The 13,222-nt window shown below is 71.7% G+C and carries 20 protein-coding genes and 1 pseudogene; 4 read left to right on the forward strand and 17 right to left on the reverse strand.

What is annotated here, in order from left to right; genetic code table 11:
- Positions 1 to 272 precede the first annotated feature (272 nt).
- The 15 genes from AB0J24_RS19965 to AB0J24_RS20035 all read right to left on the reverse strand — a co-directional run bounded on the left by AB0J24_RS19965 (position 273) and on the right by AB0J24_RS20035 (position 7,847).
- Positions 273 to 800: a single-stranded DNA-binding protein gene (locus AB0J24_RS19965; protein ID WP_358683416.1), complete on the reverse strand. Its 528-nt coding sequence runs from the start codon at positions 798 to 800 to the stop codon at positions 273 to 275.
- Entirely contained in the window at positions 800 to 1,147 is a 348-nt protein-coding gene (locus AB0J24_RS19970) for an HNH endonuclease signature motif containing protein (protein WP_358683418.1), read from the reverse strand. The genes AB0J24_RS19965 and AB0J24_RS19970 overlap by 1 nt, the downstream gene beginning before the upstream one ends.
- Positions 1,144 to 2,109 carry a DNA cytosine methyltransferase gene (locus tag AB0J24_RS19975; RefSeq protein WP_358683420.1) on the reverse strand — a complete coding sequence of 322 codons (966 nt, stop codon included), beginning with the start codon at positions 2,107 to 2,109 and terminating at the stop codon, positions 1,144 to 1,146. The genes AB0J24_RS19970 and AB0J24_RS19975 overlap by 4 nt, the downstream gene beginning before the upstream one ends.
- Positions 2,106 to 2,795 carry a hypothetical protein gene (locus AB0J24_RS19980; RefSeq protein ID WP_358683422.1) on the reverse strand — a complete coding sequence of 230 codons (690 nt, stop codon included), beginning with the start codon at positions 2,793 to 2,795 and terminating at the stop codon, positions 2,106 to 2,108. Before AB0J24_RS19980 ends, AB0J24_RS19975 begins: the two co-directional genes overlap by 4 nt.
- Positions 2,792 to 3,694, reverse strand: a complete 903-nt coding sequence (locus AB0J24_RS19985; RefSeq protein ID WP_358683424.1) for an AAA family ATPase — start codon at positions 3,692 to 3,694, stop codon at positions 2,792 to 2,794. The genes AB0J24_RS19980 and AB0J24_RS19985 overlap by 4 nt, the downstream gene beginning before the upstream one ends.
- On the reverse strand, positions 3,691 to 3,912 hold the full coding sequence (locus tag AB0J24_RS19990; protein WP_358683426.1) for a hypothetical protein: 222 nt from the start codon (positions 3,910 to 3,912) through the stop codon (positions 3,691 to 3,693). Before AB0J24_RS19990 ends, AB0J24_RS19985 begins: the two co-directional genes overlap by 4 nt.
- Positions 3,909 to 4,475: a hypothetical protein gene (locus AB0J24_RS19995; protein ID WP_358683428.1), complete on the reverse strand. Its 567-nt coding sequence runs from the start codon at positions 4,473 to 4,475 to the stop codon at positions 3,909 to 3,911. The genes AB0J24_RS19990 and AB0J24_RS19995 overlap by 4 nt, the downstream gene beginning before the upstream one ends.
- Positions 4,472 to 5,083 (reverse strand): hypothetical protein, encoded by a 612-nt coding sequence (locus AB0J24_RS20000; RefSeq protein ID WP_358683430.1) that lies wholly within the window; start codon positions 5,081 to 5,083, stop codon positions 4,472 to 4,474. The genes AB0J24_RS19995 and AB0J24_RS20000 overlap by 4 nt, the downstream gene beginning before the upstream one ends.
- A gap of 97 nt (positions 5,084 to 5,180) precedes the next feature.
- Positions 5,181 to 5,426 (reverse strand): hypothetical protein, encoded by a 246-nt coding sequence (locus AB0J24_RS20005; protein WP_358683432.1) that lies wholly within the window; start codon positions 5,424 to 5,426, stop codon positions 5,181 to 5,183.
- A gap of 169 nt (positions 5,427 to 5,595) precedes the next feature.
- Positions 5,596 to 6,492, reverse strand: a complete 897-nt coding sequence (locus tag AB0J24_RS20010; protein ID WP_358683434.1) for a DUF2303 family protein — start codon at positions 6,490 to 6,492, stop codon at positions 5,596 to 5,598.
- A complete protein-coding gene (locus AB0J24_RS20015; protein ID WP_358683436.1) occupies positions 6,489 to 6,848 on the reverse strand; it encodes a hypothetical protein in 360 nt (119 codons plus the stop codon). Before AB0J24_RS20015 ends, AB0J24_RS20010 begins: the two co-directional genes overlap by 4 nt.
- 15 nt (positions 6,849 to 6,863) lie before the next feature.
- Complete coding sequence (locus AB0J24_RS20020) at positions 6,864 to 7,034, reverse strand: hypothetical protein (protein ID WP_358683438.1); 171 nt, start codon at positions 7,032 to 7,034, stop codon at positions 6,864 to 6,866.
- On the reverse strand, positions 7,031 to 7,186 hold the full coding sequence (locus AB0J24_RS20025) for a hypothetical protein (RefSeq protein WP_358683440.1): 156 nt from the start codon (positions 7,184 to 7,186) through the stop codon (positions 7,031 to 7,033). The genes AB0J24_RS20020 and AB0J24_RS20025 overlap by 4 nt, the downstream gene beginning before the upstream one ends.
- Entirely contained in the window at positions 7,183 to 7,611 is a 429-nt protein-coding gene (locus AB0J24_RS20030; protein WP_358683442.1) for a hypothetical protein, read from the reverse strand. Before AB0J24_RS20030 ends, AB0J24_RS20025 begins: the two co-directional genes overlap by 4 nt.
- Complete coding sequence (locus tag AB0J24_RS20035) at positions 7,608 to 7,847, reverse strand: helix-turn-helix transcriptional regulator (RefSeq protein WP_358683444.1); 240 nt, start codon at positions 7,845 to 7,847, stop codon at positions 7,608 to 7,610. The genes AB0J24_RS20030 and AB0J24_RS20035 overlap by 4 nt, the downstream gene beginning before the upstream one ends.
- A 118-nt stretch (positions 7,848 to 7,965) precedes the next feature.
- On the opposite strand from AB0J24_RS20035, the gene AB0J24_RS20040 reads away from it, so the two are divergent.
- From AB0J24_RS20040 to AB0J24_RS20055, 4 genes and pseudogenes are all read left to right on the forward strand, one after another.
- Entirely contained in the window at positions 7,966 to 8,364 is a 399-nt protein-coding gene (locus AB0J24_RS20040; RefSeq protein WP_358683446.1) for a helix-turn-helix transcriptional regulator, read from the forward strand.
- Positions 8,365 to 8,395: 31 nt separating this feature from the next.
- Positions 8,396 to 8,653 (forward strand): hypothetical protein, encoded by a 258-nt coding sequence (locus AB0J24_RS20045; RefSeq protein WP_358683448.1) that lies wholly within the window; start codon positions 8,396 to 8,398, stop codon positions 8,651 to 8,653.
- A gap of 28 nt (positions 8,654 to 8,681) precedes the next feature.
- Positions 8,682 to 9,932 (forward strand): site-specific integrase, encoded by a 1,251-nt coding sequence (locus AB0J24_RS20050; protein ID WP_358683450.1) that lies wholly within the window; start codon positions 8,682 to 8,684, stop codon positions 9,930 to 9,932.
- Positions 9,933 to 9,969: 37 nt separating this feature from the next.
- A pseudogene (locus tag AB0J24_RS20055) lies at positions 9,970 to 10,611 on the forward strand (acyl-CoA dehydrogenase family protein); the annotation flags it as partial.
- A gap of 46 nt (positions 10,612 to 10,657) precedes the next feature.
- On the opposite strand, the gene AB0J24_RS20060 reads toward AB0J24_RS20055, so the two are convergent.
- Positions 10,658 to 11,488 carry an NAD(P)H-binding protein gene (locus tag AB0J24_RS20060; protein WP_358683452.1) on the reverse strand — a complete coding sequence of 277 codons (831 nt, stop codon included), beginning with the start codon at positions 11,486 to 11,488 and terminating at the stop codon, positions 10,658 to 10,660.
- Between the two features lie 76 nt (positions 11,489 to 11,564).
- Positions 11,565 to 12,920 carry a TMEM165/GDT1 family protein gene (locus AB0J24_RS20065; RefSeq protein WP_358683454.1) on the reverse strand — a complete coding sequence of 452 codons (1,356 nt, stop codon included), beginning with the start codon at positions 12,918 to 12,920 and terminating at the stop codon, positions 11,565 to 11,567.
- Positions 12,921 to 13,222: the final 302 nt, after the last annotated feature.

Consider the following 13,222-nt stretch of genomic DNA (forward strand, 5'->3'; position numbering starts at 1 on the left):
TGAGACCATCTCTGTAGTCCTTCCTGGTAGTTGCGTATCAGGAAGGTCAGGCCCCGCTCGGAGGGAGCAACTCCGTAGCGGGGCCGACCTCTATTCAAGCCTGACCCTATCTCCCGTCTCTGCAGGTCAGACCGGTTACCGGACCTGTGGACAAGTGCCGTGCCCGCCCGCGTTCACTGGGAACACCGGGGAACGAACGGGAACACTTCCGTCGACGTTCCGGGGCAGGGACGGCGTGTTGTCCACAACCCCGGACAGTCCGCGCGAGACGGTCAGAACGGCGGTTCGTCGTCCTCGTTCGCGGCGCCGACCGGGGGCGCCGAACCCCACGGGTCGTCGTAGTCCGCGGACCGGCCGGCGTCCTTCGTGCCGGCCCCGGAGCGCCGGAACTCGCTGTCCCCGCCCTGCCGGCCGCCGCCACCCTGGCCACCGCCCCGGCTGACCCTGTGGACCTTCGCGGTGGCGTAGCGCAACGACGGCCCGATCTCGTCGACGTCCATCTCGACCACGGTGCGCTTGTCGCCCTCGCGAGTCTCGAACGAGCGCTGACGCAGCCGCCCCTGCACGACGACGCGGGTCCCGCGGGTCAGTGACTCGGCGACGTTCTCCGCCGGCTGCCGCCAGAGCGTGCACCGCATGAACAGCGCGTCCCCGTCACGCCACTCACCGGCCTCGCGGTCGAACGTCCGCGGCGTGCTCGCCACGGTGAAGTTGGAGACCGCGGCCCCGGACGGCGTGAACCGCAGCTCCGGGTCCGCCGTCAGGTTGCCCACGATCGTGATCACGGTCTCGCCTGCCATCAGGCTGTCCTCCTGGTCGTCTCGGTAGTGGTCGCGCTCTCGATCAGCCCGCCCTGGCTGGTGAGCAGGACGTAGCCCCAGCGCGCCATGAACACCGGCTTGATCCCCGGCACAGAGCCCCGCGGGAGCGCCCAGCCCTTCAGCTCCGCGCCGCGGGGGTTCGTGGTGATCCACCGGTGGTGCCGGTGGCAGAGATGCAGCAGGTTCGCCGGGTCCCACGTGCCGCCCTGTGAGCGGTTCACGCGGTGGTGGACCTCCGTGGCCTCCGCGTCGAACCCGGCCTCGCACATGCCGCCGGAGCGGCGGGCCACCAGCACCCGCGCCGTGCGCTCGCTGATCGGCGTCATGCCGCCGCCTGCCCCGCGCCGAGCGCCGCGGTGGCCCGCTCACCCAGCCAGCGCGCGATCCCAACCGGGACAGCGTTGCCGATCTGCCGCTTCACCTCGGCGTGGTTTCCCTGGAACCGGTAGGAGTCCGGGAATCCCTGCGCGCGGGCGCACTCACGGTTCGTGAGCATCCGGTGGTGTGGGTGGCCGTCGACCAGGGTGGCGACGGCGTGGTGGTTCCCTCCGGCCGTCACCGTGGCCAGCGCGTGCCGGTCCGCCCGCCGGGCGCGGGCGTGCTTCCGGTAGGTGACCAGGTACGGCACACCGTCCTCGGTGATGCTGTCGATCTGGTCGGAGACGTACAGCCGCCGGGTCACCGGCCGGCCCGGGGACGGGTCCAGGATCTCGGCGGCCATCACCCGCTGCGGGTGGGGCAGCGTCAAGTCCATGGTGATCCCGGGCTGGGTGGCGACCACGAACATCCGCTTCCGGTGCTGGGCGTGCCCGAAGTCCAGCGCGTCGAGCACCAGCTCCTCAACCCGGTACCCGAGGCGGTCCAACCCGTCCCGCCACCAGCCGTAGAGCGTCCAGTCCCGGAACTCCGGCACGTTCTCCACGAAGATCACCGGCTGGCGGTGGACCTCCGCCGCGGCGATGACCGCGAACGCCGTCGCCCGGTCCACCGCCCCGTCGTCGGCCCGCAGCATCTCCACCTCGGCCGGCGGCCGGGACCGCCCGCCGCACCGGGCGTGCCACACACACGACGGTGACCACCACGCGATGTCGGTCGACGGGAAGGTCCGCCAGTCGGTCTCGGACAGGTTCGCCAACCGGTGTTCGGTGTCCGGGTGGTTCGCCTGATGGGTCGCCACGGCCAGCGGCCAGTGGTTCGCTGCCGCCAGGACCCGCACACCAGCCTGGGTCAGGCCCTCGGTGGACCCACCGGCGCCGGAGAACCCGTCGATGGCCGTCGGGGCGCTCACCGGCCGACCCCCGAGTCCGCTCGGTACATCTCCCGCACGCTGGTGTTCACCGAGCGCACGGCGTCGAGGGAGACGAGCTTCGCCTTCTGCAGGTTCCGGGCGTGGTTGAACGCGCGCTCCGCGACGTCCCGTTCCCACCGCTCCTGCTCGGTCGCGAGGGTCGCGGCGTACTTCTTCGCGTGCGCCGGGCCCCGGTACTCCATGTAGGCCCGCGCGAACGCCCGCTCGTAGGCGGCTTCCTTCTCCTGGAACTTCTCCTCGGCGTCAGTCACGACCCGGACACCGGTCCAGATCATGCGGGCCACCTTCCGGATCGCGGCCTCCGACTCCACGGGGTTCAGCGGCCGGTCCCCGCCCTCCGTGTCGACGTCGTCCAGCGGTGCGGGGCCGTCCATCGGGGGCCCGTCCGGACCGGCGTCCCGGCGCGGCCCGCCCCGGGTCGGGACGATGCCGTTCCCGGCGAACTCCTGCGCGTCCCCCGTCCAGAGCGCGCGGCAGGCGGGGGCGTGGCAGCGGTCCGGGACCGGGACGTCGTCCACGCTCTCGATGGGGTCACCGTCGCCGGTGAGCTGGTTGCAGGCGGTCGTGACCCCGTCGCTCGACGGGGCGTGCCACTTCCCGTTCCCCGCGGCCTGGATCAGCTGGTCCACCCGCACGCCGCGCGACGGTGACTCGGGGGCGGTCACGCGACGCCCCTGACCGGCTGCAGCTCACGGCCGCGGGCGGCAATCAGGTTCCCCAACAGGGTGGGGTTCCCGTCCCCGTCCGTGACGGGGGCGCCCATCAACCCGGCCGCGGTGACGCGGTCCCGCAGCTCCCGCAGCCCCTCGAACGTGGCGTCGGGGTCCAGCGCCTCCGCGCGGTAGGCCAGCGGGCCGGGGACGTCCTCCCCGTCGGCCATCCAGTCCGCGATGGTCGCGGCCAGCTCCTCGCCCGGCTGGTGGATGGACTGCCCCGTCAGCATCGGGAGCCGGGTCTTGGAGATCGTCATGGTGTTCGACAGGTCGAGGTCGCCCACCACGTCGAATTCGTAGTCCATGCCCTCCCGCTGCTCCGGCTTCAACCCGATCTTCTTCGGGACCTGCTTGCCCTTGTCGTTGGCTTCCACGACGTAGGCGGTGGCGACCCGCAGGGTGACGATCACGTGGCCGGGGTAGGACACGAGCGCGTCGATCATCCGGCGCTCGTCCGGGCGCGCTTCCTTCCAGCCGGCGAACTTGTTCCCGGACCCGGCGCGCTTGTCGACCTGCTCCAACATGCCGTCCACACCGGACCAGTAGTGCGACCAGGAGTCGACCGCCACGACAGGGAACCCGTGCCCCGCGCACACCGCCAGATGCTCGGTCAGCGAGGCGGGGGAGAACGCCTGCGGCCGAGTGACCTTGAACTGCCACCCGTTCAGACCGGCGTACATCGATGACTTCCCGCGCTCCGTGTCGATGACGGCCAGCTCGCCGCCCTCCCTCCGTGCGAGGTGGGTGCCGAGCGCGAGCATCGTGTAGGTCTTGCCGGCCCCGGACGGGCCGGTCAGCGCGATCCGCGCCTTGCTGATGCTGCGCGTGGCGTCGGTGAACTCGATGGTCATGTGGTGCTCCTCGGGGCGTCCTGCCGCCAGGGCAGGCTGACTATCGGGGTGTTCGGGCGACCGGGGCCGGGGGTGCAGTGCGGGCACGGCAGCGGGAGCCCGATGCCGGCCGGGCCGACCAGCTCGACGCGTCGGCGGCCTCGGCAGGCGGTGCAGTACTCCGGCGCGCTGGCCGCGATGACGACCAGGCCCGGCAGCTGGGCGAGGTCGCCGGTCACTGGCCGGCCTGCAGCTCGGGTCGCTTCGACCAGTCCACGAGACCCTGCCGGGCCATGTCGGCGGCGGCCTGGATGCCGGTGGTGCGGTCCACGGTCACGACGAGGGAGCCCTCCTGCTGCACCAGCTCGATGCCGGGTGCCACGGGCTCCCCGGTCCTCTCGGACTCACTGAGCGCCGCAGCGACCGCCTGCTCCGGCACGCACTCGCGCTCGGCCAGCAGGTGGGGAGCGTGCTCGGCCAGTACCGCCAGCAGCTCCGGGTGGTTCTCGGGGACGGCCAGCTCCCTCACCGTCTGCACGTGACCGCGGGCCCGCAGCCACTCGTCCAGCGTCTGGCGGTCGGTGATCTTCCAGACCGGGTCCGGGTCGTTGCGTCGGACCTGCCCGAGCTTCCGGCCGTCGGGGGCCCGGAACGTCTTGGACTCGCCGTTGCTGTAGTCCTGCGCGAACATCGCCCGGATCACCGGGTCCACGGCCTTGATCTGCTTCGCGAGCGCGGCAATGGCCAGCGCCTGCACCTCCGGACGCTGGTGCTCGGGGAACGGGTCGGCCTGCTCCGTCATGCCGCCACCGCCAGACCGGTGCGCGCCTGCGACCGCTCGATCACCGCGTGCTCCGTGAGGAGCGCCGGCAACTCGTCTGTGTGCCCGCACGGGTTGGTCCACACCTGGTGGCTGTAGACGCCGTGCTCAGCCGTGTAGCTACGCCGGCTCTCCGGACGGCCCCGGAGTTGCCAGCACGTGGAGCACCGCACAGAGACGGTGACCTGACGGTAGCCGCGCTCGCTGGCCGGGTCCTCCACGAACACCGTCATCAGCTGCTGCAGGACACCGACGTGGACCTGCGGAGTACCGCGGACGGGGCTGCGGAGCACATCGGCCACGGCGTCGGGGAGGCAGCCGCGGCACACGTGCATGTGGTGGCCGTCGAACCCGGCGTTCGTGTCACGGGAGTCGGTCAGCCACACCAGTTCGTCGGTGGACTCGGCGTGGCCGGACTCGAACTCGCACTCCCCGGTGGGGGCAACGATCACCAGCCCGGTCACGTTGACCGTGCCTGGCTCGCCGACGCGGTCAGCGATGGCGGCGCGGGCGGCGCCGACCTCCTCGGTGTAGCGCTCGGTCTCCGATCGGCTGAGCAGGTTTCCGTAGGCGGTTAGAGTCGAGGGCACGGGCCCCCTCCTTCTCTCTCAGGTGGTGGGTGTGTTCGTCCCCCGGGGCGGTGGCCGTCTCGCTGGCCGGCTTTCGGGCCGCCGTCCTGGGGGCTGCTCAGGCCGCGGTGAGCTGAGCCGGGTCCTCGCCGGTCGTGGTGACCGCGGCGCGCACCACGTGGGGCTTGACCCGCAGCGCGCGGGCCGTGGTCTCGATCCACTTCTCGTGCTTCCGGCGGGCGACCTCCTGCCGCTCGGCGAGGGTCAGCGACCGGCCGGGGTTCTTCCCGTCGAGGTACAGCTCGACGGCGACCTCATCCATCCAGTCGCGGTCCTTCCTGGCGCTCAGCGGGGTGTTCTTCATGGCGGGTTACCTCCCAGCTCGACGTGTGTTGCTGACGGACGCAACCATACGGGTTCGACTTTTATTGTGCTAGAGGGGGCGTTCCCGTAGTGCTCCCTGAGTGCTACCCGTACGTACCGACAGGAACGGCCCCCGGGGCGGTCAAGCCCCGGGGGCCGTCCTCATGCCGCTACCGCACCGCCGATGGCGGCCTTCCCCACAGCAGCGGCACGTCCTCCGGCGTGGCCTGTGCGATCTCACGGGCGATGGCCTCGAAGGCGTCACGCTCCGCCTGGTTCGGGCGCATCAGCCGGTACCCGATCCGCAGGCCCTGGTCCGATGCCCGGTACCGCAGCCGCGCGAGCACGTTCACCGGCGGGTGCCCGACGAACGGCGACACGCTCAGCGCGAACCGCTCCGGGACCTCCACCTGCCCTGCGCCCGCCGTGGCCTGCGTCGTCTGCTCGAACGTGAACGCGACGTCGCCGTTGTCCAGCCGGGTCGACGACTTGAACGCGCCCTGCCGGCGGGCGGTCAGCTGCAGCGCGGCCTGCAGAACCTCCGCCGCGGTCGGGTACTTCACGTACTCCGCGCCGTTCGGGCGAACGATGCAGTGGAGGTGCTCCTCCAAGAACTCGCCGAGCTCAACCTGACTCAGGAGCTTCCCGTCGAAGTTCCGCCACGCCTGCCAGTCCTCGTCCACGAGCGCGCCATAGGTGGCGGTGTGGTCGCGCCACCCGGGCGTGGTGGCGGTGCGGTGGTCGTTGAACACCGCGGTGATCTGGCGGTCCTCCGCGACGGCGTACATGCGGGTCGGGGTGGAGTCGCTGTCCTCGTGCAGCTCGGTGACGAGCAGCGCGAACGACTCCGGGTCGTCCAGGCTGGTGCCGCCACGGGCGCGGTTCGGGGTGTACTGGTACCGCTCGAAGTCCACCGTGTGCAGGGACTCGTCGTCCATCGTGCGGTAGATGCGCACGTGGTCAGCGGCGTCGCCGGCGCCCTCGTACGGCGCGGCGGTGGCCTCGACGTAGCGTCGGCCCAGCGCGGCGGCGGCGTCGACGGCGGACCCGTCCGTCAGCTCGGTCACCGGGCACCCCCGAACTCCAGCGCGGTCTGGTCCTTCGGAGAGTCGGCCAGGCCGCCGTCCCCGTCGAGCCAGTAGTGCCCGGCCGGTCGCGGCAGCTGCGGCTTCTTCACCGCGACCGCGTTGGAGACCTCCACGATGCCGTCGTTCGACTTCGGGTCGACGGTGATGGTCAGCGAGATGCTGCCCTTCTTCCCGGTCTCCTCCACAGCCAGGAGGAGGTCGGCCATCTTGTCCGACAGCTCCGCGGCCAGGGAGCCCCGCCGGTACTGCGCGAGCCATGCCGCGAAGTCCAGCGGCTTGTCCTTGCCCCCCTGCCGGGTGGCGGCGCCCTGCTGGGCGCCCTGCTGCTCGGTCACGCTCTACTCCTCATCTCAGGTGGTCGGGTACTGCGCCGCGACGGCGACCAGCACGGTGAGCACGAGGGCCACGATCAGCAGCGCGGCGAGCACGCGGCGTCGTCGGGGGCGTCGGCTCGGGAGCCACCAGCCGGGACGGTGGTGACCGTCACCGTTGGCTCTGTGCAGGCCCCGCCGCGGAGTCATCGGGGTTCCCTGTCGGGTTCCTCGCCGGCCGGCGGCGGCGGTGTGGCAGCGAGTGCGTCCGCCCACGCGATGGAGAGCCACTCCGGGATCGGCTGCTCGGTGACGAGCAGGTCGTCGGTGAGGTCAACCAAGGACCGGGCGTCGAGCTTCACGCGGTGGCCTTCCATCGGGCGAGCTGTGCGCAGCCGCAGACCTGCGCCTGCTGCTCCGGGGTGGCGCCCTGCATCCAGGCGTCGACCACCGACCGCTTCGTGTAGCGGCGCCCCTGCCGGCCACGCTGGTGGGAGTGCAGGCGCCCGTCGGCCTGGTCGGTGGCGACGAGCGTCCGGCCGTGCCCGGTGTAGGCCATGACCTGGCTGGTCTCCCACCAGCAGTCGCTCTCCGCGCCGCCGAGCTGCGCCGTGACCAGGGCCGCGACCCGTTCGGCCACGGTGTCGGTAGCCAGCTGCCCGGCTACACGCTGAGCCAGGTCTCCGGTGTTGAGCTGCCCGGAGATCAGTGCGGCGACGCGCTCGGCGACGGCGTCCACGGCGTCCGCGTCGTAGGTGGGAACGCGCAGTTCGTCGGCAGCTGTCATGCCGCCCCTCGCATGCCCTGGTCGTGCGGCACGGGCGCGAGCAAGGTGTCGAGCGACACCCGCAGCCGGGCGGCGTAGCGGGCCGCCAGTTCCTCGCTGGGCTGGGCCTGCCCGGACTCGATACGCGAGACCCACCGCGGGGTGCACTGCAGCGCGTCGGCCATCGCCGACCGAGTGATCCCTGTTCGTTTCCGAATCGCTCTGGCCGCCGGGCCGAGGAACCTCTTGGACTCCATAGAGGGAACTATAGGGAACATTGAGCCGCACGAACACCGCGAACGGGAGCGAACGGGAGCGAACACGCCGCTGTCTCGTTGTGTTGTACAGGCACAACCGGTAAGCCAAGCTGTCCGCGTGCAGCTAGGTGATGCGATCCGACGTGCCCGTGAGCAGCGTGGGATGACCCAGGCCCAGGTAGCAGCTGCCCTCCCGAACCCCGTACACGCCAAGACCGTCGGTCGCTGGGAGCGCGGAGACGCCCATCCGCGGGGCCAGCTCACCGCACTGGAGCGAGTCCTCGGCGTGCGCCTCACCAACGGAGCACAGCCCGCTACCAGCGAGAACGACCCCCTACTGCTCTCCGATGACGAGCTGGTCGCGCTCCTCTACCGGCTGGTCGGCGAACTCGCGCGCCGGCTCCCGAGTGGAGGCGACCCACTGTCCGCAACCGGCGTCCTGGAACGCGGCCTGACCGCCACTCGTAGGGGTGATATCCACCCATCTGGCCGAGCACGAGGAGCCACCGGAGAGTAACGGAGCGTTTCGTGGTGCCGATCATGACTTCGTGAACGACCCTGAACTCAACGGAACAGCGGAGGGGACACTCAGCGGTGTCTTCGTTGTCCAGCTTGTTCCCACCACGGGGGACCTGGTCAGCGCCCACGACCCTCGCACCGGCCTGATCTACGTCCGCAACGACGCGACCCCCCTGGAAATCGGCCACGCCATACTGGCCGCTGCCAGACACCGCGAGCAGCGCGTGATGCCGGCACCCGTCATCGAGCTGCCGCGTCCGCGGAGGGAGAGCGATGGGTTGGGCTGAGCAGCTGCCGTCTAAGCGGTGGCGCGCCATGATCCGGGTCGCAGGCGACAAGCGGAACGCCACCCCGGGCAAGACCTACCGCACGGAGGCTGAGGCCCGGCGGATCGCGGGCAAGGAGGAGGACAAGCAGCGGCAGCCGGGCGCGCACGATCCGCGTGCGGGACGCACGACGTGGGGCCAGTGGGCCCCGGCCTGGTGGGAGGACCGTGACGTCGCGCCCCGCACCCGCCGCTCCGACGCGTCGCACATCAACGTGCACGTCTCCCCGCGCTGGTCGAACGTCGCGCTGGCAGAGATCAGCCGCGAGAGCGTGCAGCGATGGGTGCGGGACATGGAGCGCAGCGGGATGGCCCCCGCGCACGTGATCCGGGTGTTCCACACCTTCTCCGCGTCGCTGCACGCCGCAGTGGACGCCGGGAAGCTGGCCGCGAACCCGTGCCGATCGGTGCGCCTCCCGCGCATCCCGCAGGCAGACGAGCGGTACCTCACCCGCGAGGAGGTGGAGGCCATCACCTTCTACCTCGACGAGCCGTGGCGTTCCATCGTGCTGGTCCTCTGTGGCACCGGACTGCGATGGGGCGAGCTGGCCGCGCTGCACTGGCACCGCGTCGACCACGACCGCTTGCACGTCGGGCTGGCGTGGGACACCGCGAACCTGCTGTACAAGGCGCCGAAGGACTACGAGCGCCGGGACGTGCCCCTGCTCGACTACGTTGACGACGCGCTCACCGGTCTCCTGAAGGGCGGGGAGCGCCCCCGCGGCCGGTGCGGCGCCGAGCACCCGCGCGGACTCGGACAGCGCTGCCGCTCTCCCCTGGTGTTCCCGGGCCGGGAGGGCGCCCCGATCCCGCACCAGACCTTCAAGCACCACTGGCAGCGGGTCGTCGGCTCCTGGGTGTGGCACGACCGGAAGGGGACCGCGTACCCGACGAAGATGGCCGCGCTCGCGAACGATCCGCGCGCGGAGCGGTTGTGGGTCCCCGGCCTGGCCGGCATCACGGACCCGGTGCGCATCCACGACATGCGGCACACGTTCGCGAGCTGGTACCTGCACGAGGGAGGGACCCTCCCGGAGCTGGCGTCCGTCATGGGTCACCACTCCGTCACCGTCACGGAGCGTTACGCACACCTGCAGCCGAACCGCTTCGCGACGGCCCGCGAGCGGATGGCCGGGACAGGTCCACGGAAGCAACTTGCCCCACGTTTGCCCCACGTTCTGCCCCCAGCAGAGACGAACGTCGCGGACCTCGCCAGTCGTCGCAGGTCAGAGGGCGCATAACCGCGGGGCGGACGGTTCACATCCAGTTTTCGTGTCGCACGACGACTGGGACAACATCGGCCAGCGGCTCACCGAGAGCGGCAGCGTCACCATCGACGGCGTCCGCGTGCCGTGGGCGTCGGCGGCCGGCTTCGTCGACCGGGTCTTCCAGCCGCGGGTCTACAACACGCTCAACGTGCCGACGATCCAGCTGGTGTTCGTCAGCTTCTACCTGGGCATCGCCCGCGGCGCGCTGGAGACCGGCGCCGAGTACACCCGCACGACCACCCGGCCGTGGCTGCACGGCGGGCAGGAGCGTGCCGTCGACGAGCCCTACCAGCTCGATCTCTACGGCGACTACCAGTCGAAGCTGTGGGCGGTCGAGGCGCTCGCCGACGCCGTCGCGCAGGAGGCGCTGGAGATCCACCGGAACGCCTGGAACGTCACCGCGGAGCAGCGTGGTGAGCACGAGGTGCGGGTCGCCGCGGTGAAGGCACGCGCCACCGACGTCGCCCTGGAGATCACCTCGGGGATCTTCGAGGGACTGGGCTCCCGGGCCACGGCGTCGCACCTGGCGTTCGACCGGTTCTGGCGCAACGTGCGCACGCACACGCTGCACGATCCGGTCGCCTACAAGCGCCGCGAGGTCGGTGCGCACCTGCTGCGCGACGAGCTGCCGGAGCCGACCTGGTACTCGTGAGCACCGGTTGTGGAGCGCGGCGTCCGCCGCGCTCCACAGCGCGCGATCAGCCACGTGGCCGGATGGCGGCCCGGATCTCCTCGGCGTGCGCCCCGGCCCAGTCCGCGACCGTGGTGCCGGGGCGGCCGGTGGCCTCCTCGACGACACCGCTCGGAGCCGGCACCACGTCGCGGAGCATCCCGAGGACGGTGTGCACCAAGAACTCCGCGGTCTCCCGGCCGGCCGAGGGCTCCAGCGCCGCGACCGCCTCCGTCTCCGTCACCTGTTCGAACGCGATCGGGATCCCGGTGGCGGCGGCGAGCGCGGCGACCGATTCCGCCCGGCTCACCGGCTCCGGCCCGGTGAGCGTGAGCGCGCGGCCCGCGTAGCCGTCCTCGGTCAGCGCGACGGCCGCCACCTCGGCGATGTCGGTCATCGCGGTGGGTGTGCTCGCCAGCTCGGGCCACGGTTCCCGCACGACGCCGGTCTCGCGGATCTGCGGATACCAGATCTGCACGTTCTCCACGAAGTCGGCGGGCCACAGGTGCGTCCACACCGGGGCGCCCGCCTCGACGGCCGCGGTGACCGACCCCCACCAGCTCTCCGGTTCGCCGGACAGGTCGACGACGTGCTCGACGCCCGCCGCCGCGGCCCGGCCGACGACCTCGGCCGCCGTCTCCTCCACCGGGGCGAGGTACATGGCGCGGACGCCGTCGAACACGCCGTCCAGCGTCGACGGTCTGCGGACCGAACCGCGGACGATCTCCACCCCGTCCGGCAGCGCGGCCCGCGCCGGGTCCACGGTCAGAGCCCGGACCGGCCCGGCGCCGCGCGCCAGCAGATGGTCCACCACCAGACGCCCGATGTTGCCGGTCGCCCCGGTCACCAGAATGGTCATGCCAGCCCCCTCGATCGACCCGGTACACCGTACCAACTTTCTCGTACGGCGTACCGAGTAAGGGGGTCGAGGCTGCTCAGTGGGTCCGGCTGGGATCAGGGTCGCGCTCCGTGCCCGACTCCGTGCCCGGCCCACGGCCCACGTCCGCGTCCGGCCCAGGGCCCGGCCCGGGACTCACGCGCAGCCTCGGCAGGAAACGGCCGGTGCGGTTGCGGTAGGCCTCGTACTCGGCGCCCAGCGCACCGGCCAGCCCCGGCTCGTACACCGCGCGGGCCTGGATCTGCACGGCCACCAGGATCAGCACCCCGGCCAGCACGCCGAGCAGGGTCGGCGAGATGAGCAGCATCCCGGCGCAGCCCACGATCAGGCCGGTCAGAGCGGGATTGCGCACCCGCCTGTGCAGGCCCCCGGTCGCGAGCACCGGCCGCCGGGCGGTCTCCACGTCACCGGCCACGACCGCCCCCGCCTCCGGCGCGGACCGTTGCCACACCGTCCCGAGCTGCAGCATGGCGGTCGCGACCACCGCGAACCCGAACAGCAGGAGCCCGGCCCCGATTACCGCGACCCCCGGTCGCGCCAGCACCGCGATCGGCTCCAGCACGCCGAGCGCGACCAGCAGCGGGGCACCGAAACCGAGCAGCGCGGCGAGGACCGCGAGCACGCGGACCCACCAGGCCGGACTGCCCGGGGCGCGGACGATGTCGAGCCGCCGCTCGCCACGGGCCCGGTGCGCGCGGCGGCGCAGCCAGACCGTGACACCGGCCGCGAGCACGCCGAGCACCACCGCCGCCCACCCGGCGACCCGGTCGTCGATCGACCCGAAGGCCGACACCCAGGCGCCCGGGCCCCAGACCTGGGGGACCGCCTCGACGAACAGCCAGGCACCGAACACGAAGAACATCACCGCGGCGCCGATGGAGATGACCCGCTCCGGCAACCGCCTGCCGAGCGCGCGCCCGACGACGATGGCCATCGCGTCCGCGGCGACCATCCCCAGCGTGGACCCGAGCCAGACACCGAACCAGCCGTACTGGGTGGCGAGCGTGATCGTCGCCAGCATCGTCTTGTCGCCCAGCTCGGCCAGGAAGAACGCGACCGTCACCGCCATCACGGCCGACCCGCCGACCCGCGCGGCCTTGCGTTCCTCGTCGTCGGTCAGGCTGTCCCCGCGCAGGGTCCACAGGCCGAAGCCGACGAACGCGACCGCCGCCACCAGCGCGATCCAGCCGGTCGGGAGGGACGCGCCCAGGCCGACGCCCACCGCCACCGAGACCAGGTGGGTCACCGACGTGGCGATGGTGATCCCGAGGAGCACCGGGACCGCCTTGAAGCGCGTTGCGAACGTCAGGGCCATGAGCTGCGACTTGTCGCCGAGCTCGGCCACGAAGATGACACCGAAGCTGACCGCGAACGCGACCAGGAAACCGTCCATGTCCATCCCTCGATCTCGCTCCGGACCGAGAGAATGGGAACCCCCGATCCGGCGCTGCCGGATCGAAGGTCTCGCTCGCCTGGTGGTGGTCAGGCCGCCGCGCCCGGGGCCCACCGTCGAGGGCATGCCCAGTATGTCGAGCGCAGCGTTGGGAGCTACTCCCCTTCGCGTACGCAGCGGACGTTACCGCACCGATCCAGATCCGTTCGACCCCGACCCGTTGTGACCGCCCTCTCACGGCGGCGCGACGGTCGGCTCCGGAATGGCTTAGCGTCGCGAACGAACCGCGTCACCGGTGACCG

Source organism: Pseudonocardia sp. NPDC049635 (assembly GCF_040659795.1).
GTDB lineage: Bacteria > Actinomycetota > Actinomycetes > Mycobacteriales > Pseudonocardiaceae > Pseudonocardia.

Bases quoted from the DNA above. Each gene is read 5' to 3' on its own strand.
- AB0J24_RS20060 (WP_358683452.1), bottom strand. From the start codon at position 11,488: ATGACCATTCTGGTGACCGGGGCGACCGGCAACATCGGGCGTCTGGTG.
- AB0J24_RS20035 (WP_358683444.1), bottom strand. From the start codon at position 7,847: ATGGAGTCCAAGAGGTTCCTCGGCCCGGCGGCCAGAGCGATTCGGAAA.
- AB0J24_RS20065 (WP_358683454.1), bottom strand. From the start codon at position 12,920: ATGGACGGTTTCCTGGTCGCGTTCGCGGTCAGCTTCGGTGTCATCTTC.
- AB0J24_RS20050 (WP_358683450.1), top strand. From the start codon at position 8,682: ATGATCCGGGTCGCAGGCGACAAGCGGAACGCCACCCCGGGCAAGACC.
- AB0J24_RS20030 (WP_358683442.1), bottom strand. From the start codon at position 7,611: ATGACAGCTGCCGACGAACTGCGCGTTCCCACCTACGACGCGGACGCC.
- AB0J24_RS20005 (WP_358683432.1), bottom strand. From the start codon at position 5,426: ATGAAGAACACCCCGCTGAGCGCCAGGAAGGACCGCGACTGGATGGAT.
- AB0J24_RS19970 (WP_358683418.1), bottom strand. From the start codon at position 1,147: ATGACGCCGATCAGCGAGCGCACGGCGCGGGTGCTGGTGGCCCGCCGC.
- AB0J24_RS20020 (WP_358683438.1), bottom strand. From the start codon at position 7,034: ATGACTCCGCGGCGGGGCCTGCACAGAGCCAACGGTGACGGTCACCAC.
- AB0J24_RS19995 (WP_358683428.1), bottom strand. From the start codon at position 4,475: ATGACGGAGCAGGCCGACCCGTTCCCCGAGCACCAGCGTCCGGAGGTG.
- AB0J24_RS19965 (WP_358683416.1), bottom strand. From the start codon at position 800: ATGGCAGGCGAGACCGTGATCACGATCGTGGGCAACCTGACGGCGGAC.
- AB0J24_RS19985 (WP_358683424.1), bottom strand. From the start codon at position 3,694: ATGACCATCGAGTTCACCGACGCCACGCGCAGCATCAGCAAGGCGCGG.